This window comes from Candidatus Magnetominusculus xianensis, assembly GCA_001541255.1.
In the GTDB taxonomy this organism is placed as follows: Bacteria; Nitrospirota; Thermodesulfovibrionia; order Thermodesulfovibrionales; family Magnetobacteriaceae; genus Magnetominusculus; species Magnetominusculus xianensis.
Genome location: LNQR01000001.1, coordinates 59,978 through 78,214, shown reverse-complemented (window position 1 = coordinate 78,214; position 18,237 = coordinate 59,978). Strand labels below are relative to the sequence as shown.

Sequence of the window (18,237 nt, the reverse complement as noted above, 5' to 3'; positions counted from 1 at the left end):
TGGAAAAAATGAGGATTTGGCAGAGTAGGGGGTTGAGCGGGGGGGCTCTGGAAGCTTAGGCTGGAGGTTCAAATCATATCAGGCGCGGTGTGAAAATGTTATTGTGAAAGATTGATTATCCGATGAAAGAATTGGTTTATTCAGGTCGCTTGCATTTATTAGTGCATAAATATTTTTTAGACCTTCTCCGAGTTCTCTCATATAATTATTCTCTTTTAAAACCCTTGTGATAAAAGAGTTTCTAGACTCATGCTCTCCTCTTAACTCTTCAAGGTATTCAATCTTTATAGTTGAAAGCAGTGCGCCTGGGCTTTTGATTTCCATACGGCTATTGAATATATAAATCTCAATTCCATTCTGAATACTATAATCGCGATGTGCTATTGCATTTATCAGCGCCTCACGGCAGGCGCCCTCCGGGTATATATACTTGGGGACAAATAAACCATTTTCACGTTCTGTTTTATATGATAAAAAGATACTTAACTTTTCCCATGTCGAGATTAAGAGTTCAAAGATATTTCCCTGTACTCGTTCATCTTTTTCTACGTTATAATGTTCCCCTGCATCCAACTTGGTTCCTTTTACCTTGAGAATCCTTACCTGACATCTCGGATGCCACTTCTGTATATCTTTTGAAAAGAGAAGTAAGGCAGCTTTTCTAAGGCGCATCCCTGATGTTGTGTATTCGGCAAGTCTCAGTTGCTGCAGGTATCTCTCAACGCTCAACCCTCGTAAATAATTATCTGCAAGGCTCTGTATAATATCTGTATCAAGGTCGGAGACCTGCGCCCCATCTATAAAGCAGCGGTCATACTCTCTGGAGTTTGCCTCCCTGCGCTCAAAATTAATTATATCAAAACTCACCGGTATATTTTGCTTGTCGTCTCTTTTCAGGCAGCGGCCATCGGAAAGCTGATAGATTTTATCTGCACCTTTATTAACAGAAAAAAATAAGATAACTCTGCCGTATATCTGTATTTTAGTTGATATACCAATGGGCAGTTTGCTGCTATCTAAAAGATGGGTATTTACGGCGTTAAACAATGTGTTTATTTCGTTTTCACTATGTGGAATTCCGGTTATTGTTCCATCGTCTTCAACACCGATCAGTAAATCTCCGCCGTCGGCGTTTACAAATGAAACTAAATTCTCTGCAATGTCCCTACAAATGTCTTTTACACTGCGCGGCTTCTTGTTCCCTTCTTCCCCATATAAGGCGGACTTAAACTCCCTGAAATGACTTTCTCCAAGACGTATAATATTTTTAATACGTTCATCGTTATATAGTATAATATTGTCAACGGCAATTCCCTCTGCCATGAACTTATCTTACCACAACTTTGAGCACTATGTGAATAAATCATTGTTCTACCTACCCGGCGCTGCAATAGATTTTCTGCTTGACAAACGCCGCTACAGTATGAGATAATTGCTACTGTGACGTGGGCGGGTAGCTCAGTTGGGAGAGCACAGCCCTTACAAGGCTGGGGTCACAGGTTCGAGCCCTGTTCCGCCTACCATTTCCCCCACCGTCAGCTTATTATTTTTCTTGCCTGCACTGCTTATTCTATTATCCTGAATGGCACAGGTATAAACGTTACTATAAATATGGCAAGCGCAATTGCCGACGTCTTTTTTCTTGATTGCTCTATCGGTATCTCATCAAATACTACAGGCGGATGTTTTAAACCCAGCACAACCATCAATAATGCCCAAAACCACCATCCATACCAAAACACCTCACCCATTATGACCAGACACACAACAAATACCCTGGAAAGCCACATGTGCCTCTCCCCCGTAACCGCATACAGTATGTGCCCTCCGTCAAGCTGCCCAATTGGTAAAAGGTTCAACGATGTGACGAAAAACCCCAGCCAACCAGCAAAGGCAACCGGATTCAATATCACATCCAACCCCTCAGAAGGCGTGCCGACTATAAGCCTTGTCAACAATGTAAACAGCAGCGAATCCCCTAAGACCATCCCTGTCTTACTCGTTACTAATCCAATCTCAGAATAAAACAGCCCGCCGACTACCGCCACAAACGAAACAATAAAACCAGCAATAGGCCCCGAAGCCCCTATGTCCACTAGGGCAGTGCGTGTGTGTATCGGGGATTTCATCTTGATAAACGCCCCAAATGTGCCGATAGCCGACAGCGGGGCAGGAATAAAATATGGCAGTGTGGCCGCTGTGTGATGCTTCATTGATGAAAAGTAATGGGCTAGCTCGTGGGCTAGTAAAATCGTCATCAGGGTCAGTGCAAACGGCAGCCCCTCGTAAAACCTCCACGGCTCATACAGTGGATTGATGCCCTTTTGTAATATCCCGGCAAGCAGCGTGGTGCAGAAAGTCGCGACAAATAATACTACATGCAGGAATGTCAGCCCCTGTAGTGTACTCCCGTGTGGTGAGCTGTCATGCGGCTCAGTGCTGTGGTATATTACATCGGTTTCGTCTGACATAGCTGATTAATTTTAACATTAATTAGGGCGGTTGTGGTTCATTGAATTATCTCCCCTCTGAGGTCATATTCTTCTGCATCAGTAATTCTGATATTGATAAAACCATCTGCTGTAAAATCATCTGGAACGTTTTCAATAATAACGCAGCCGTCAACTTCGGGGGCATGGCAGTATAAACGGGCGAGGGCAGTGGTGTCCTGTACATCGTCTATCAAACCTTTGAATTGTTTACCGATTAATGTGCGGTTCCTCTCGTAAGATATATCAGCCTGCGTGAACATTATCTGTTCTACCCGCTTTTGTATGGTTTTTCTTGTGACCTTCCCCTGCATCCCAAAAGCAGCAGTTCCCTCTTCGTCCGAATAGGCAAAGACGCCCAGTCTGTCAAACTTTACCTCTTCAATAAAGTTCAAAAGTGATTTAAAATCCCTTGCGTTCTCACCAGGATATCCTGCCAAGAGTGTGGTTCTTAGACATACACCCGGCAGATGAGACCTTATCCTTTCAAACAACTCTATGTATGAGCTGCGCGTCCCCGCCCGCCCCATTGCCCGTAATATGCCGTCTTCGGAGTGCTGAATAGGAATATCAAGATATTTTATTACCTTGTCGTGTCCTTTAATGCAGTCAAGCAGGGCATCGCTAATCGACGTGGGATACAGGTACATCAGACGTATCCAGAACTCACCGTCTAAAGAGGCGAGGGCGTCTATAAGTGTAATGAGGCTTTCCCCCGTGTCCATCCCAAAAGAGGCCGAGTCCTGGGCGACAAGTATCAGCTCCTTCCTGCCCTCATTCAGATGAGTTTTAGCATCTTCTATTATGCCGCCTATGGCAGTGCTCTTAAAGCGCCCGCGGATTGACGGTATGGCGCAGAAGCGGCAGCCACGGTTACACCCATCGGCGATTTTCAGATATGCGTATGGAACAGACACGGGCCTAAATATCTCTGCAGGCGGCGGTGCTGCCGCTTCTGCCTCAGTGTTTTTGCAATACTCAACAATGGCCGACTCTTGCCCAACGCCAAAAATTGCGTCTATTTCCGGTATTTCTTTTGTCAGCTCTTCCTTATATCTCTGTGCCAGGCATCCAAAGACGAGCAACTTTTTACCATCGGTCTTTAGGGCGGCAAGGTTCAGGATTTCGTTTATTGATTCGCGCCTTGCATCTTCAATAAACCCGCATGTGTTTATGAGTATGATGCCGGAGTCTTCAGGTGTCTCAGTACAGTAAAACCCATCGGCGGCAAATATACGCTCAAGGCGTTGCGAGTCTGCCTGGTTCTTTGGGCAGCCAAGCGTGAGTATCGATAAGGTTGGCCTCATGCCATTGTTTCGCGAGGCTTTTTCCTATTTTTATACCGGTAGACATAGAGCATTATGTAATAACTAAAAACACCGCTGATTATAGCAACCACTGTTGAGCCTATAAAAAAAGGCAGTAAAAAGTCCCCTAACTGGTGTATCACATTTGAAAATGTAAGATGAGCAAGGTCAAGGTCTAAAAGAGTTAATTTCAACCCCATGAGTTTTATCCCAACCCATGTGCTAAACGTATAAATCGGCACCGTTGTTAATGGATTTGTGATATAAGCAGCCGTAATAGTTGCAGGCTTGTTGAGTTTAAATGCCCAGGCCGCAAATATGCCTATAAAAGTGTGTATCCCAAAGAGCGGCGACATCCCTATCAGTATGCCAATGCCAATAGATGCCGCCATCACTGCCGGTGTATCGTTGCGCCCCATCAAACAGCTTAACATTTCCTTAAGTTTTGAAATGCTCATATCCGCAGTCCATTAAATCCATCTGTCTGCCGTCCTTGCCGATAAAGACAAGACCGCTGTCTGTTATATCTCCAATATAGTGTGCAGTATCAATCTTGTCAGCAGAGGTAAACAGATATTCGTAGTCCTCTCCGCCGCAAAGGCTGAACTTGAGTGGGTCTTTGTTTAAGAATCCCGCTGCAGTTGTCATCTGAGCAGACATTGGGATATTGTTTTCATATATCGCAGCTCCAACCCCGCTCTCCTGACAAAGCCGCCGCAGATCAAGCGACAGGCCGTCGCTAATGTCCATCATAGCACTAACTGTGGCAGTGCCGAAGTCCTGCTGTATAACCTTCGGCATTAGGTGTCTTGTAATCAGCGGTCTCATTATCTCCCACGGCAAGGGCTTATTTGGCCCGTCGTCCTTTTCGGGTGCAACTGGTGCCATTATTTTTTTAAGCAGCTCAAGGCCACAGGCAGAATCCCCAAGCACACCGCTTACATATATCTTATCACCGGCACGAGCGCCCTTTCTCGATATGGGTGACTTTGCACCACCAAGCACTATGCCAGTCAATACAATACCTGAACGGCTGGAGGTTACATCGCCTCCGATAAGGGCCGCACCGTAGAGGTTTAATGCAGCCTTAACGCCAGATAAAAACTCCCTTGCAAATCTATCAGATGTGGCAGATGTGGCAGATGTACCTGATGAAAGTGATGTGGTCAGTAAAAACCACTCCGGTGCCCCCCCCATCGCGTATATATCGCTTACATTAACAGAGACCAGCTTAAACCCCACCTGATATGCCGTAGCAAAGGCAAGGTCAAAGTGTACGCCCTCGCACATCGTATCAGCGCTGATTAGCAGATTCCTGCCGCCAACCTTTAAAACGGCAGCATCGTCACCTATGCCTATCGTCAGGTCTTTTAATAACCCTGCGCCGAACTCATCCCGTATATATTTGACAAGAGCGAGCTCTCCAACTTGCCCCCCGATAGAGTCATCACTTCCCATTTTCTGAGTTGTCTTTCTCTGTTTTATCTTTTTTCCCTTTAGCGCTGTCGTTATTAAGTGCAATGCCAAGTACCTGGTCCATTGTCTCTACGAATATGAACTCCATGTCTTTTTTGATATATTTGGGTATATCATCAAGGTCTTTTTCGTTTCGCTTAGGGACTATTATCTTCTTGATTCCCATGCGTTTAGCGGCGAGGGATTTTTCCTTCAGTCCGCCTATGGCAAGCACTGTGCCGCGCAGCGTAACCTCTCCGGTCATAGCGATGCTCTTGTGGATTGGCCTTCCTGTCAGGGCAGAGGCGATTGCCGTAGTGAGGGTTATTCCGGCAGACGGGCCGTCTTTGGGGATAGCCCCTGCGGGGACATGTATGTGAACATCTTTTTTGGAGAATAGGTCATCGCTGATGTCAAGCTCTTTTGCCCTTGACCTTACATATGAAAGGGCTGCCTGTGCGGATTCCTTCATAATGTCGCCAAGCTGCCCGGTAATGGTAAGGCTTCCCTTGCCTTTCATCATAATGGCCTCTACGTATATTATATCTCCACCGGCCTCAGTCCACGCCAGTCCTGTGGCAACGCCTACCTCGTCTTTTTTCATCTCCTCTTCAGGTAAAAAACGCGGCGGGCCCATGAACTTGTGCAGATTCTTATTTGATATGACGAATTTCTTTTTCTTCCCTTCGGCTATCTGCTTTGCTACCTTCCTGCACAATGTCGCTATTGAACGCTCAAGGTTTCTTACCCCTGCCTCTCTCGTATATTGGGCAATCAACATAAGAAGGGCTGGCCCTGAGATTTTCATAACATTTTTTCCAATACCATGCTCACTGAACTGTTTGGGGATGAGATAGTTTCCTGCAATGCCAACCTTTTCCTCTGATGTGTAGCCGGAGAGGTTTATCAGCTCCATCCTGTCGCGCAGCGGGCTTGGTATTGTATCAGTTATATTCCCCGTTGTTATGAACATGACGTGCGTCAGGTCAAACGGCACACCAAGATAGTGGTCAACGAAGGAGTTGTTTTGCTCAGGGTCGAGCACTTCCAGTAGTGCCGATGAGGGGTCGCCCCTGAAATCAGTACCTATTTTGTCCACTTCGTCAAGCATAAACACCGGATTGTTCATGCCGGCCTGCTTAATGCCCTGGATTATACGACCTGGAAGCGCTCCGACGTATGTACGCCTGTGCCCGCGTATCTCTGCCTCGTCTCTTACGCCCCCGAGGGAGATTCTCACGAACTCACGCCCTAGTGAGCGCGCTATAGACTTACCCAGGGATGTCTTCCCTACGCCCGGCGGGCCGATGAAACACAGTATCGGGCCTTTCATCTTGGGGTTTAGTTTCCTTACGCTTAAGTACTCAAGTATTCTTTCTTTTATCTTTTCAAGGTCGTAGTGGTCCTCGTTGAGGACTTTTTTGGCAATCTTTATATTTAAGTTGTCCTTTGTAGATTTAGCCCAGGGCAGCTCTACAAGCCAGTCCAGATATGTACGCACGGTGGCGGCCTCGGCACTGTCCGGGTGCATCTTTTCAAGGCGCTTGAGCTGCTTTTCTGCCTCGGTTAATACCTTTTCAGGCATCTTCGCCTCCAGGATTTTCTTCCTGAATTCGCGGATTTCCTCCATTTTTTCGTCTATATCGCCGAGTTCTTTTTGTATAGCCTTGAGCTGTTCTCTAAGGAAATATTCGCGCTGTGTCTTGTCTATTTCACCTCTGGCCTCGGACTGAATCTTCTGCTGCACAATAAGAAGTTCTATCTCGCGGTTGAGTATCTCGCTGACCTTCTTTAGCCTTTCAACGGGGTCGTCTATTTCAAGGATGCGCTGGGCCTGGTCTGTCTTTAGCCCAATATTTGAGGCAACTAGATCTCCAAGCCGTCCCGGGTCATCAAGATTCTCTATGACTATCATAATGTCCGGCAGGATGGTCTTGCCAAGAGACAGCGTCTTGTCGATTTGTTCTTTAACGTTTCGTATCAGGGCCTCTATCTCAAGTGTGATGACATCGGGTTTGCGCTCCTCTATTTTTTCAATCTCGGCTATATATATACCGTCTTTTTCAACTATATTAAGACCTTTGGCCTTGGCAAGCCCCTGAACGAGGATTTTTACCCTTCCATCGGGCAGCTTAAGCATTCTCATAATCAACCCTACAGTGCCTATGCTGAAGAGGTCGTCTGAATCAGGATTCTCTACGTTTAAGTCCTTCTGTGTCAGGAGCATTATCATTCTGTTCGTATTTAAAGAATAATCAATGGCGCTGATGGATTTCTCCCTGCCCACAAACAGGGGGAGTATCATATATGGAAACACCACAATGTCCCGAACCGGAAGTATTGGTAGTGTGTCTGGTATCTCTATTTCTTTTTCATCTTTTTTGTCGTCTTGCCCCATACTCACTCCTTTTCAATTCTGATTTGGAATACCCTGTCTTTTATCTTAGGGAAACTCAACGTGATAACCCCGTCCTTATAAACTGCCGTTGCCGACGCCGTATTAACCCTTACCGGCAGTTTGATCATCCGCCTGAAGGTCTCGTTAATCCTTTCCATGCACAGAAAGCGGCGGTTATCTATTGACAACTTGGTCCTTATTCCCTCGATAACGACTATTTCGTCATATACTTTTATTGACATATCCTGGAGGTCCACTCCTGGCAGGTCTATGTCGAATATCAGCATATCAGTGGTCTCATAAATATCCATAGGTGGAAGCGGTATAGTAGTCTCTGCCGCGCAAAATATCCTTTCCTCTGTTTTATTTTTCAAGTTCTTAGCCTCATCAAACCTCTGATTCAATTATCCCGACAGTTATCTCAATTCTTTCATTGGGGTTGTCGCGCTGGTCTCTGGGTGCAGAGACAATCTTATCGACGACATCCATACCCGTTACGACCTCTCCGAATACCGTATATTGCCCGTCAAGAAATGGAGAATCTGCCGCGCAGATAAAAAACTGTGAGCCGGCTGAGTCAGGGTGCTGCGCCCGTGCCATCGACAGTATCCCGCGCTTGTGCTGCTTGTTGTTGAATTCGGCCTTTACCGTATAGCCGGGGCCTCCCATGCCGTGAGTCATTTTGTCATGATCTTTTGTATTGGGGTCGCCGCCCTGAATCATAAACCCGGGGATGACGCGGTGGAATGTCGTGCCGTTATAAAAACCCTTTTCTGCCAGCTCTATAAAATTCCTCACATGGTTTGGCGCTATTTCAGGGTAAAATTTCAGATTAATACTGCCAAAGGTTGTCTCTATTACTGCGTGTTTTTCTGCCATTGCCTTTATCTCCTTTTTTCGCTGCGGCTAGCTGCTGCTTAATATTACCTGGATAAACAACCCGCATGCCAACTCGTTACACCGCCGCTGAATATCGCCGCTGGATATCGCCGCTGGATAACTAAGTGTAGTAAAAATGATTTACCGGCGTCAACAGTTTTTTTCCCTGGAGTGTTAATAAACGTTTTTCTGACGGTTAATACCATCTGACATTTGACAATATAATGGCAGACATGTTATTTTCAATTAAGGATACCCGGCGCACTGCCGGTTCATTCAACGCATTCCAGGGAGGATACTCTATTGATAGCTAATGTTGCTGCCAAAACGTTTAAAACAATTCTGTTTCTGCTTGCCGTTGCGGCACTGGGCTGGTACAATCCTGCTATATGTGACGCTGCACATGAGTGCCCTTGTAAAAGTGGTGTATCTTCAGGCCACCAGTACGCAAAACACATGTGCCCAAAGGCTGGAGGCCAATGCCAACACTGCAAGTCCCAGCAATTCACATCTATTGATAACACAACACCTTACGACTGCCCGATGCACAAACACGCCGCCATGAAAATTGACGTTAAATCTGAGACAGATTATAAGGCAGCGATGACGTCCATTGTGTATCTGTATAAAATGGAGGCAGACTTACTTGAGGCAGTAGGGAAGGGGTTTTCCTCGGTTAAATCACCAAAGGAAAGAGAGGATTTTTATAGGAAGATGATTATATTCAACAGGATTGCCCTCTGGTTATATGAAACTTCCATCCTAAAGGGCAACGTAAACACACAGATACTGTTTAACAGGCTGTATACGATAAAGAAATACATAGAAGACGATATGATGCATTTAATGGACGAATATCCTAAGACACATAAGGTTGACCCCTCTCATGTTTTGGCTATAAGGGGAAACACGGCAAAGACTGTTGCCAGCGCTGAGGAGCTAATTGCGCTGATACTCAAAGACACATTACCGGCAGCGCATGACCCGGCAGTTCAGGCGATTCTTTCTTTTGCACAATTTTTTGTATTGACCGCCGCTGAAATAGAGGAGGTTTACGCGTATACCCTTGCTGGAAAATCAGATATAGCTGAAAATTATCACCTGTTAAGCGCAAAGGCAAACGCCGCCGCCGATGCCTTCAAAAAAGAGCCGGGATTTGCCGCCAATGTGCAGATGATAGAACTCTATACCAGGATAATCAACGATAAGATTGACCTTGATATAAGCGCCGGTAAGATTGTCAATAAAGCAAGCGCAAAGCCCTCTGCCGGTGACACATTTGCAAAAAGTGCCAGCTCTGTACTCCTGAACATGGGGAAAATGATGGATTTATTAATAACAAATGCAAGGGAAAAGGTGTTTTCACGCTGAGTTACATAACTTTTTTATTTAAAAGGAGATGAATATGATGAGAAAACCTATATTGACAGCGTTGACAGTAATCATGTTTTTGATAGTACTTACAGTGCAAACGGCACAGAGCGAACCGCCGGATATAGTAGGCCCGCCGCCACTGCCGGTTTACGTGGGGCCGCCACCGATGCCGCCTGCGCCCGCACGACCAGTCCTGCCGCCGCCATATTATCCTGATATGAGGCCGGTCATATTGGATTTTGGCCCGCCGCCCCCGCCAATATTTGATCCACCGCCACCGGTGCCGGTTCCACCGCCGCTGCCTTTGATTCCGGTTATTGCGCCGCCCCCGGTATTACCGCCGGTAACAATTTCGATTCCACCGGTACTGCCGATTCCCCTTGACCCTGTTATTCATCCCAACGCGCCGGTTTTGCACCCTGGAGGTCCACTTCCCAGCGGCCCGTGGTCAGGTATGCATCTGGCGCCGAGGCCAGGGCAACTGGGCAGTATACGGGGTCCTGGTGTGAAACATCCCCATTGAGCTGTCTGTGGTTCAAAGGGGGATGGCGCAGTTCTTGACAAATTAAGGGGGATTCTTGATTTTAGACGTAACCAGCATATTTGGCAATAACATGGACATTGTATTTTTTGTCTATGGATTGTCATTTGTACTGATGGGTCTTGCCATCGCTCTGCAACTGAAAGAAGGTAGTGCATTTAAGTGGACAAAGATACTTTGGCTTTTGGCTGCCTTTGGGTTAACCCACGGGGTAAACGAGTGGCTGGACATGTGGAAGGTTATTAAGGGTGAAAACAAGACTTTAGCTTTAATAGGATGGTTTTTTCTGGCTGGTTCTTATGTCGTTTTATTCGAATTTGGAAGGAGGGTCATAAGGGTTTCGATTAATGATTCTCCTTCGTGTCAATTGATGGCCGCCAAATATATGGGCTGGTGGTTGACTGTCGTGGCGGCTGGTGCCGTTTGCTTTATCTCCATTGTTTATAATGACATCTCAAAAGTGGGCAGCGCCGCAGCAAGATATATCCTGGGTTTTCCTGGTTCGTTAATGGCGGCCTATGGTTTTTATTCGTACTATCGCTGTGAAAAGAAGATGTTGTCAGTTATAAATATTAAGAGGTATTTTATTATAATGAGTGCGGCCTTTTTTTTGTATTCAGTATTTGGCGGGTTGGTTGTAAGCAGAGGAGATTTCTTTCCTGCTAATGTCCTCAACTCCGCTTTATTCCTGCAAATAACTGGTATTCCTGTTCAGGTATTGCGGGCAGGCATAGCCCTTGTTTTGGCCTTTTCCATGATTAATATTTTAAAAATATACAATTGGGAAATCTCAAACAGGCAAAAAGAACATCTTCTAAGACTACAGGCCTCGGAAGAAAAATATAAAATCCTTATAGAAACTATACCTGACGTAGTGTATATGGTTGACAAAGACGGAATTTTTATATTTATCAACAACGCGGTCAGGTCGCTTGGATATGAGCCGGATGAACTTATAGGTCAACATTTCAGTAAAATCCTGTCGCCGGAAGATGTTGACTCCGTAAGCCGTAACGCCGTATTATCAAAACCTTTGGAAAAGGGTGGCATCCCAAAATTATTTGACGAACGGAGAACTGGTCAAAGAGGTACCTTTGGACTGGAAGTCCATATTGTGAAAAAACATGAACAGACCGTCCCAAACAGCAGCACTGATATAATTGTTGGAGAGGTAAATAGCAGCGGTGTCTATGAGGTCAATGAATCATCTATGGAAAAAGAGTTCGCAGGAACCCTGGGACTGATAAAAACAAAGCAATCTTACGGCTCAACAGGCGTTATCAGAGACATTACGATACGCAAACAGGAGATGGAACAGTTAAGAAAATCCGAACAGATGATGGAAGATGTGGCACAGAATCTCCAACAGATGGTAAATGAAGAGATAAGAAACAAGCTAAAAAGAGAACAGCTGCTTGTTCAGCAATCAAAGCTGGCAACAATGGGAGAGATGATAGCAGTTGTGGCCCATCAGTGGAAGCAGCCTTTGAATATTATTGGTTTAATCGTTCAGGACTTAGAAGACGCATTCGGATATGAAGGCCTGGACGAGGAATATATAAAAAAGGCGGTAAAAAGTGTATTGGAACAGATAGCGTTTATGACAAAAACTGTTGACGATTTCAGAGATTTCTTAAGACCGTCAAAAGAAAAAATGAGATTCAGTATAGTAAAAGCAATAGAGGATATACTCTTTATGAATGAGGCCTTATTTAAAAAAGGCAACATTATCGTCTCATTTAATAGAGGAAATTTATCTGATAATTACGAAATAACAGGTTATACAAATGAAATAAAACACGTAATATTAAACCTGGTAAACAATGCAAAGGATGCAATCTCCAATAAAAAGGGTGAGGGCATAATTAATATCTCTCTTTCAAAGGATGACAATAGAATAATAATCGTGATAACTGACAACGGCGGCGGCATTCCCCCGGAAATCATCGAACGAATATTCGACCCCTATTTCACAACGAAGCCGGAACAAGAAGGCACCGGCATAGGCCTGTACATGTCTAAAACAATAATTGAAAGCAGGATGAGCGGCAAACTGACTGCCAGGAATACCAGTGTCGGGGCAGAGTTTCGCATAGAGCTTCAAGCTCAGTAGGACATAATATCAGCGCAGGATTAACAGTAGACACCCTGTGCGCCCCCTGAGCTGAGGAGAAAGACTGCTCATGCTATGTCAAGACATGCCTCCACAACATCCGGGTCGTAGAGAATCCCCTTGTTTGAGACTATCTCATTCATCGCAATATCCATGCCAAGTGATGCCCTGTATGGCCTGTGAGAGGACATGGCCTCTACAATGTCGGCAACACATATGATTCTGGCCTCTATCAGGATGTTGTCTCCTTTGAGACCTTGTGGATAACCGGAACCGTCTAATCTTTCGTGGTGCTGAAGGACCATTTGATCGATAGGCCAGAGGAAATCGATGGTTTTAAGGATGTCAAATCCCACGTTTGAGTGATTTTTTATCAAAGTAAATTCGCTGTCGTGCAGTCGTCCTGGTTTACTGAGGATTTCCGATGGCACCCATATCTTACCGAGGTCATGAATGGAGCCGGCCATGCGCACACCTTCGATTTGTTCTTTTGACAGTCCCATCTCAGTAGCTATCTTTCTGGCAATGTCGGCAACCCTCTTTTGATGCCCGGCGGTGTAGGGGTCCTTTACCTCGACTGCCATTGTAAGGGTATTGATTATCCCGCCAACGGCCTTTCTCAGATTATCAAAACTCTTTGCAAGGCATTCCTCCGTCTGTTTGCGCTTTGTTATATCAACCAGGACAGCAGTGTAGAATGCCCCGGCGCTTGCCTCCCATCGTGCTACTGAAAATTCAGCAGGGAATTCGCTTCCGTCCTTCCTGAGTCCATATATCTCGGTGGTTTCCCCTATGACGCGGGCCTTCCCCGCCTTCAGAACCTTGCTTATTGCTGCTGTATGATCTTTTTGAAATCTCTCAGGTATTATTTTCGTCAGTGGCATACCTCTGACCTCATCAAAGGTAAACCCAAAAATATCTTCAGCGGCATTATTCCAGAAAGTTATAAACCCACGGCTGCTTACTGTAACGATTGCGTTTCTTGTGGATTCCACAACTGACCGGAAATGCTCTTCACGCTCTATGACCAAGGCATTGCTGCGTTTACGCACAATCACGCCTGAGAGCGTATTGGCAATGGCGCTCAATAAGTCCTCCTCTGCGGCAGACCTCTTATGCCCTTCAGGGATTGAGACGTTTAAGACGCCAAGTACTTTATTGTCATTAACAATGGGGATGCAGTAATTCCCGTGTGGTACTCTGCCGTCATAGCATATAGTGTGGCGGTCATCAAGTGTTTCGGAGTAGACAACTTCACCTGTTGCAGCCGCTAAACCGCAGAGGCAGCTGCCAATGGCGAGTGTACCGCAGGCCGTCACCTGGGCTTCGGTGTAATTATGTCTGGCACACAGTACAAGTGTCTGTGCCTCATCGTCCATAAGGTGTATTGAACCCTTTGACTGGAATGAGAATCTTGGTATGGACAACACCAGCTCAAGCACCTGCTGAAGGGCATCGGTAAGAGAAATCGGTTCTATGGAAATCCGTAAAATGGAGTTAATAGTGCCCTGCACCTGATAGTGGCGAACGATAAACTCCTCCGCCTCTTTCTGCCATGTTATGTCTTCGACAACCTCAAGGATATGGTTGATTGAGTTATTGCCGTTGAATTGCGGTATGGTTGTAATCTTAGCAAAACGCTCTCCTATGGGTCTTTCTGTAACAGTTTGCCTGCCGGTCATAAGGGCATCTGATGTTTTGCAGTAGCTGCACACATTAGCCGTGCCGCATTTGGAATTATCTGCTGCGAATTCACCAATGGTATTAAAACATGGCCTGCCGATGACATCTTCTGGTTTTAGTCCGTTAAAATCATAAAGGAAGCGGTTCATTTTTAAGACATTAAATTCGGTATCTAAGTATGCCAGGCCAAGTGGTACGCTGTCGAAAATGGCCTTATATTCCTCAAGAGACTTTGAGTGTTCTGCTGTCTCAGACTCAGGCAATTCGCATGACAGGGGCTTGGGGGTGCTGCAAGTCTGTACGATATTGAAACTGTTATCTAACTCGCTAGGGGGTTGAGGGTGATTCATGGCCTTATGCCGCCGTCGCCTCAGCTTTATGTATCTCCTTATCGCTGCAAACGCAAATAAGTACACTGTTAAGTGGATGAAGTCAAAAGCGAAAACACCTTGTAAAATCCTCTGAAGGAAAATCCCTGTATCCATTGTTTGTAGTCTGTCCTCCTGTTACGCATAGTTTCACCATACATAAGCTAGTTCGGTACAATGGACGGAAAAGTTTACTTTGGGGGAGTTTTCTCAGTTGACATTTCTGAATATCCCTATGCCTTTTAACGAAGTCAGAGTGTGACCTCTCACCATGAGGGTGTGATTATCTCAATAGGTCTTTGAATTTCTCAACGGTTAGATCAGCATCCCTGAGAATGCTTGATAAAGTTTTCGGATTCAGGATTTTTCCTGAATGATAAGGGACGGTTGTCCTCCTTCCTTCCTTATTCTTAAATATTTTGTGACTTCCGCTTTGTCTCGAAAAGACAAATCCAACCATTTCTAATATTTTGATTATATCAGCGGCGGTCACTCTTGGAAGTTTCTCACTCATACTGCGATTTCCATCAGGGTTAGACTCACTGAATCAGGCTGTGGAATTTCTTCCCCGTTTTCCACTCTATCTTCAATGTGGAGACGAATTGCATCTTTGATATTTTCCATAACCTCTTCATAAGAATCCCCCTGTGTATAGCATCCCTGAAGCTCTGGACAGAAAGCAAAATAGCCTTCGCCATTCTTTTCCGTTATCACTGAAAACTTATAAGCGCTCATCATATGCCTCCTGTTTTGAGAAAATTTAACATTTTGTCGTGTGTTAAAGCGCTGGAGTATTAGTTCTCTCAGTTGACATTTCTACACTTTTTGAATATCCCTATGCCTCGTCCGAAGATAGAGCGTTTTTTCACTGCGTCATTAGTCTTTGACATATATTTCTTTTCGCGCCACACGCAGATGTTATTGGCAATCTCATCATCTAAGGCGATATTAGACCCTTCGCACTCGATGACAAACGATGGATATGTCTGGTGGAGTTTTATGTATACGCCGGGTCTTATCTGAAGGCCGTTTAATCTGTGAAGCTCATGGTCCTTTCTGCAGTTTACGTATGCCACGCGCGCGGTTTGTCCTATCTCCAGCTCAGTGAGGTGTATGACTGAGCTTTCTATTGTAGTGGTGGCATTTTCACAACACTCACCGGGTGGAATCGGCAGGCCCTGCGGACTTTCCTTCGGGTGTCCAAGCATTGTGCAAATGCTGTCAACAAGGGCTGGCGTAACCATGTGTTCAAACTCACAAGCGCCCTCCTCAATGTTTTTACTCATTCCCATCACGTCAAACAACAGCCTTTCGGCAAGCCTGTGGGCGCGGATTATGCGTCTGGCGCGCTCCTCGCCTTTTGTTGTAAGCGTTACTGTTTTATCGTCATCAGATACCGCTGCAAGGTTGTCGTTAAGACATTCGTAGAATATCTCCTTGCTGAAATTATCCCCTATTTCAGCCTTCAATTCGGTTATCGAGGTCTTAGCGTCCTCTTTCATATGCCATAGGGCCTCAAGGTACTCATCTATCTCCACTGAATTTTTCATTTAACTGATACCTCCTGTTTGTTGATCACACCCCGAAGGGCGCCGAATAAAGCCGAATAAATCAGAAAAATAATAGTAATAGTTTGTTCAAAATCCCAGCAATAATCACTGATGTAATCGTCATCGTAAATACCATAAATACTGTGGACTTCCATCCCTGCTGTTTTACGATTATCCCTATATGGGCCATGCATGGTACAAACATCGTGGTCAGGACAACGGCTACGATGCTCTGAACATAATTTAAGTGTCCGTTTTCAGACATCTTTATTATCACACTAGCGGCGGCCTCCCGCCTTGCGATTACCAGAATAAGGGCGTCTACCATCTCAGTTGGCAGCCCCATAAATCTTTCAACTACAGGTTGAAGAAATACCTTAGAAGCCTTTAATAACCCTGTCTTATCCAGCGTAAACATGGCAATGGCGGCATACATAAACGCTGGCAGCGCCTCCTCTAAAAACCAGAACAGACGGTAGTAGGTCTTCTTAATAACGGCCTTCAGGTTCGGCATTCTGATTGCTGGCAGCGCCTGTATAAAACAGTTCTTGTCGTCCTCTTTGATAATTTTATTCAGGATGAGACCGGTTACTGCCTCTATGGTGGCAAGCACGGAGAAGGTTATGATAAAGGCCGTTATCCCTACTTTGCCCAAAAGACTCATATTAAGCCCAATCTGCGGGGCGCAGGGCAGGGCAAACGCTATTAAGAAGGTGGTAATATACCTTTCCTTCGGCGATGTCAACGTCTTTGCGGTAAGCGTGGCCATTGTCTTGCACCCAAACCCCAGCACCATTGGCATAATCGACGCCCCGCTCAAGCCTATTTTATCGAATACGCGCCTTGACAGGACACTTAGATTCGGTATATATCCCACGTCCTCCAGTATGTTATATAAAATAAAATATACCGAAAGTATAGGCAGCACTGTTAATATTGCCCCCGCAACACCAAGCGTTAGCACCCCGTATTGGCCTATAAAGAATTCATTCCAAAATGGATATGGAATAAGCGCATTCAGGTATTCCTGCACCGGTGCCCAAAGAATAGCATCCAGTCGTTTAGACAGCCAGTCGGCTACGTTTACAACCAAAAAATATGTGATAACTATAATGCCCATAAGAATCGGCACGCCAAAAACTACTGACCGGCACATCCGGGCAATCGTCTCAGATACCCTTCCTGCAAATGCCACCTGCCTTCTGATTATCTTTTCTGTTACGGAATCTACCCATTCTGCCCGTTTATGATTTATGGTTCTGGCAAGATTACCCTTAAAATAGTCCTGAATCTCGTCTACAGTGTCTTGTATCTTTTGGAGCTGTTCTTCGGGGACATTATCTATTAAGTAGTTATCCAGAAAAGGGTCGTTAAGCAGCGCTAACATAGACGTTTTATGCTTATATGGAAGTGCCTCAGGCAGAAGAGATTCCACAGTGGAGATGCCCCTTGTCATAATATCGCCGTAGTGAATTGAAAGGCTCCCAACGCGTGCCTTTTGAATCGCGCTTTTGAGCTTGTTCGTGCCGATTCCCTTTATAGCGATAGACTCAACCACTGGAACTCCGGTGATTTGAGACAGCGTGGCGGAGTCTATCCACAGACCCTTTCTTGCGGTCTCATCTATGGCGTTTATCGCTATTACCATTGGGATTTGAAGCTCTATGAGGTCGGCGGCCAGGGCAAGCGATTGTTTAAGCAGGTTTGCATCGATACATAAAAGTAACACATCAGGTTTTTCCTGAAATATCAAGTCACGCACTACGAGTTCGTCCTCCGAATGGATGAACAGGCAGTAAAGCCCGGGCGTGTCATAGACCTCATATTGTTCATCGCCCATGCGGAATTGCCCTTGTTTTACGCATACGGTCGATAGGGGGTAGTTGGCAACTATTGAGTATTCACCTGTGAGGTTGTTAAATATCTGGCTCTTGCCGCTGTTTGGCAGGCCGGTGACAATTACTTTTTGGGATACTTTCCTTGGAGTGGGAAGTTCCGCTGCAACTGGGGCTAGCGGCATCTGATGGCTGTGGGACTTCTCAGCGCTGCCGAGGGTCTCTTTCATATCGTTTTTTTTCAC

At 45.5% G+C, this 18,237-nt stretch carries 16 protein-coding genes and 1 tRNA gene; 4 read left to right on the top strand and 13 right to left on the bottom strand.

Annotated elements, in window-relative coordinates; genetic code table 11:
• Nucleotides 1-78: 78 nt before the first annotated feature.
• Nucleotides 79-1,323 carry an RNA/DNA-binding domain-containing protein gene (locus ASN18_RS00375; RefSeq protein WP_085050611.1) on the bottom strand — a complete coding sequence of 415 codons (1,245 nt, stop codon included), beginning with the start codon at nucleotides 1,321-1,323 and terminating at the stop codon, nucleotides 79-81.
• Between the two features lie 124 nt (nucleotides 1,324-1,447).
• On the opposite strand from ASN18_RS00375, the gene ASN18_RS00370 reads away from it, so the two are divergent.
• Nucleotides 1,448-1,523: transfer RNA gene (locus ASN18_RS00370), tRNA-Val, on the top strand.
• A 42-nt stretch (nucleotides 1,524-1,565) separates the two neighbouring features.
• Here ASN18_RS00370 and ASN18_RS00365 read toward each other — a convergent pair.
• The 7 genes from ASN18_RS00365 to ASN18_RS00335 are packed head-to-tail and all read right to left on the bottom strand — an operon-like array spanning nucleotide 1,566 to nucleotide 8,528.
• Complete coding sequence (locus tag ASN18_RS00365; RefSeq protein ID WP_085050610.1) at nucleotides 1,566-2,471, bottom strand: site-2 protease family protein; 906 nt, start codon at nucleotides 2,469-2,471, stop codon at nucleotides 1,566-1,568.
• Nucleotides 2,472-2,509: 38 nt separating this feature from the next.
• Nucleotides 2,510-3,796: a 30S ribosomal protein S12 methylthiotransferase RimO gene (rimO, locus tag ASN18_RS00360; protein WP_085050609.1), complete on the bottom strand. Its 1,287-nt coding sequence runs from the start codon at nucleotides 3,794-3,796 to the stop codon at nucleotides 2,510-2,512.
• Nucleotides 3,793-4,254 (bottom strand): DUF2062 domain-containing protein, encoded by a 462-nt coding sequence (locus ASN18_RS00355; RefSeq protein ID WP_085050608.1) that lies wholly within the window; start codon nucleotides 4,252-4,254, stop codon nucleotides 3,793-3,795. Before ASN18_RS00355 ends, rimO begins: the two co-directional genes overlap by 4 nt.
• Nucleotides 4,235-5,317 carry a thiamine-phosphate kinase gene (gene thiL, locus ASN18_RS00350; protein ID WP_157072741.1) on the bottom strand — a complete coding sequence of 361 codons (1,083 nt, stop codon included), beginning with the start codon at nucleotides 5,315-5,317 and terminating at the stop codon, nucleotides 4,235-4,237. The genes ASN18_RS00355 and thiL overlap by 20 nt, the downstream gene beginning before the upstream one ends.
• Complete coding sequence (gene lon, locus ASN18_RS00345; protein ID WP_085050606.1) at nucleotides 5,244-7,649, bottom strand: endopeptidase La; 2,406 nt, start codon at nucleotides 7,647-7,649, stop codon at nucleotides 5,244-5,246. The genes thiL and lon overlap by 74 nt, the downstream gene beginning before the upstream one ends.
• A gap of 2 nt (nucleotides 7,650-7,651) precedes the next feature.
• Nucleotides 7,652-8,023: an Hsp20/alpha crystallin family protein gene (locus ASN18_RS00340; RefSeq protein WP_085050605.1), complete on the bottom strand. Its 372-nt coding sequence runs from the start codon at nucleotides 8,021-8,023 to the stop codon at nucleotides 7,652-7,654.
• A gap of 13 nt (nucleotides 8,024-8,036) precedes the next feature.
• Nucleotides 8,037-8,528, bottom strand: coding sequence for a peptidylprolyl isomerase (locus ASN18_RS00335; protein ID WP_085050604.1), 492 nt, complete (start codon nucleotides 8,526-8,528; stop codon nucleotides 8,037-8,039).
• Nucleotides 8,529-8,831: 303 nt separating this feature from the next.
• Between ASN18_RS00335 and ASN18_RS00330 the strand changes: the two genes are divergently transcribed.
• From ASN18_RS00330 to ASN18_RS00320, 3 genes are read left to right on the top strand one after another with little or no spacing between them, the layout of a single operon-like run.
• A complete protein-coding gene (locus ASN18_RS00330; RefSeq protein WP_085050603.1) occupies nucleotides 8,832-9,899 on the top strand; it encodes a hypothetical protein in 1,068 nt (355 codons plus the stop codon).
• A gap of 34 nt (nucleotides 9,900-9,933) precedes the next feature.
• Entirely contained in the window at nucleotides 9,934-10,425 is a 492-nt protein-coding gene (locus tag ASN18_RS17725) for a hypothetical protein (RefSeq protein WP_085050602.1), read from the top strand.
• 55 nt (nucleotides 10,426-10,480) lie between these two features.
• On the top strand, nucleotides 10,481-12,556 hold the full coding sequence (locus tag ASN18_RS00320) for a PAS domain-containing sensor histidine kinase (RefSeq protein ID WP_085050601.1): 2,076 nt from the start codon (nucleotides 10,481-10,483) through the stop codon (nucleotides 12,554-12,556).
• A 68-nt stretch (nucleotides 12,557-12,624) separates the two neighbouring features.
• Here ASN18_RS00320 and ASN18_RS00315 read toward each other — a convergent pair whose 3' ends face one another.
• The 5 genes from ASN18_RS00315 to ASN18_RS00295 form a co-directional block, all read right to left on the bottom strand.
• Nucleotides 12,625-14,724: a PAS domain S-box protein gene (locus tag ASN18_RS00315; RefSeq protein WP_085050600.1), complete on the bottom strand. Its 2,100-nt coding sequence runs from the start codon at nucleotides 14,722-14,724 to the stop codon at nucleotides 12,625-12,627.
• A 166-nt stretch (nucleotides 14,725-14,890) separates the two neighbouring features.
• Nucleotides 14,891-15,121, bottom strand: coding sequence for a type II toxin-antitoxin system HicA family toxin (locus tag ASN18_RS00310; protein ID WP_085050599.1), 231 nt, complete (start codon nucleotides 15,119-15,121; stop codon nucleotides 14,891-14,893).
• Nucleotides 15,118-15,345 (bottom strand): type II toxin-antitoxin system HicB family antitoxin, encoded by a 228-nt coding sequence (locus ASN18_RS00305; RefSeq protein WP_236861396.1) that lies wholly within the window; start codon nucleotides 15,343-15,345, stop codon nucleotides 15,118-15,120. Before ASN18_RS00305 ends, ASN18_RS00310 begins: the two co-directional genes overlap by 4 nt.
• Nucleotides 15,346-15,410: 65 nt before the next feature.
• Complete coding sequence (locus tag ASN18_RS00300) at nucleotides 15,411-16,157, bottom strand: metal-dependent transcriptional regulator (RefSeq protein ID WP_085050597.1); 747 nt, start codon at nucleotides 16,155-16,157, stop codon at nucleotides 15,411-15,413.
• Between the two features lie 61 nt (nucleotides 16,158-16,218).
• Complete coding sequence (locus ASN18_RS00295; protein ID WP_085050596.1) at nucleotides 16,219-18,237, bottom strand: ferrous iron transporter B; 2,019 nt, start codon at nucleotides 18,235-18,237, stop codon at nucleotides 16,219-16,221.

Bases quoted from the DNA above. Each gene is read 5' to 3' on its own strand.
- ASN18_RS00300 (WP_085050597.1), bottom strand. From the start codon at position 16,157: ATGAAAAATTCAGTGGAGATAGATGAGTACCTTGAGGCCCTATGGCAT.
- ASN18_RS00375 (WP_085050611.1), bottom strand. From the start codon at position 1,323: ATGGCAGAGGGAATTGCCGTTGACAATATTATACTATATAACGATGAA.
- ASN18_RS17725 (WP_085050602.1), top strand. From the start codon at position 9,934: ATGATGAGAAAACCTATATTGACAGCGTTGACAGTAATCATGTTTTTG.
- ASN18_RS00315 (WP_085050600.1), bottom strand. From the start codon at position 14,724: ATGGATACAGGGATTTTCCTTCAGAGGATTTTACAAGGTGTTTTCGCT.
- lon (WP_085050606.1), bottom strand. From the start codon at position 7,649: ATGGGGCAAGACGACAAAAAAGATGAAAAAGAAATAGAGATACCAGAC.
- ASN18_RS00335 (WP_085050604.1), bottom strand. From the start codon at position 8,528: ATGGCAGAAAAACACGCAGTAATAGAGACAACCTTTGGCAGTATTAAT.
- rimO (WP_085050609.1), bottom strand. From the start codon at position 3,796: ATGAGGCCAACCTTATCGATACTCACGCTTGGCTGCCCAAAGAACCAG.
- ASN18_RS00310 (WP_085050599.1), bottom strand. From the start codon at position 15,121: ATGAGTGAGAAACTTCCAAGAGTGACCGCCGCTGATATAATCAAAATA.
- ASN18_RS00305 (WP_236861396.1), bottom strand. From the start codon at position 15,345: ATGATGAGCGCTTATAAGTTTTCAGTGATAACGGAAAAGAATGGCGAA.
- ASN18_RS00355 (WP_085050608.1), bottom strand. From the start codon at position 4,254: ATGAGCATTTCAAAACTTAAGGAAATGTTAAGCTGTTTGATGGGGCGC.
- ASN18_RS00365 (WP_085050610.1), bottom strand. From the start codon at position 2,471: ATGTCAGACGAAACCGATGTAATATACCACAGCACTGAGCCGCATGAC.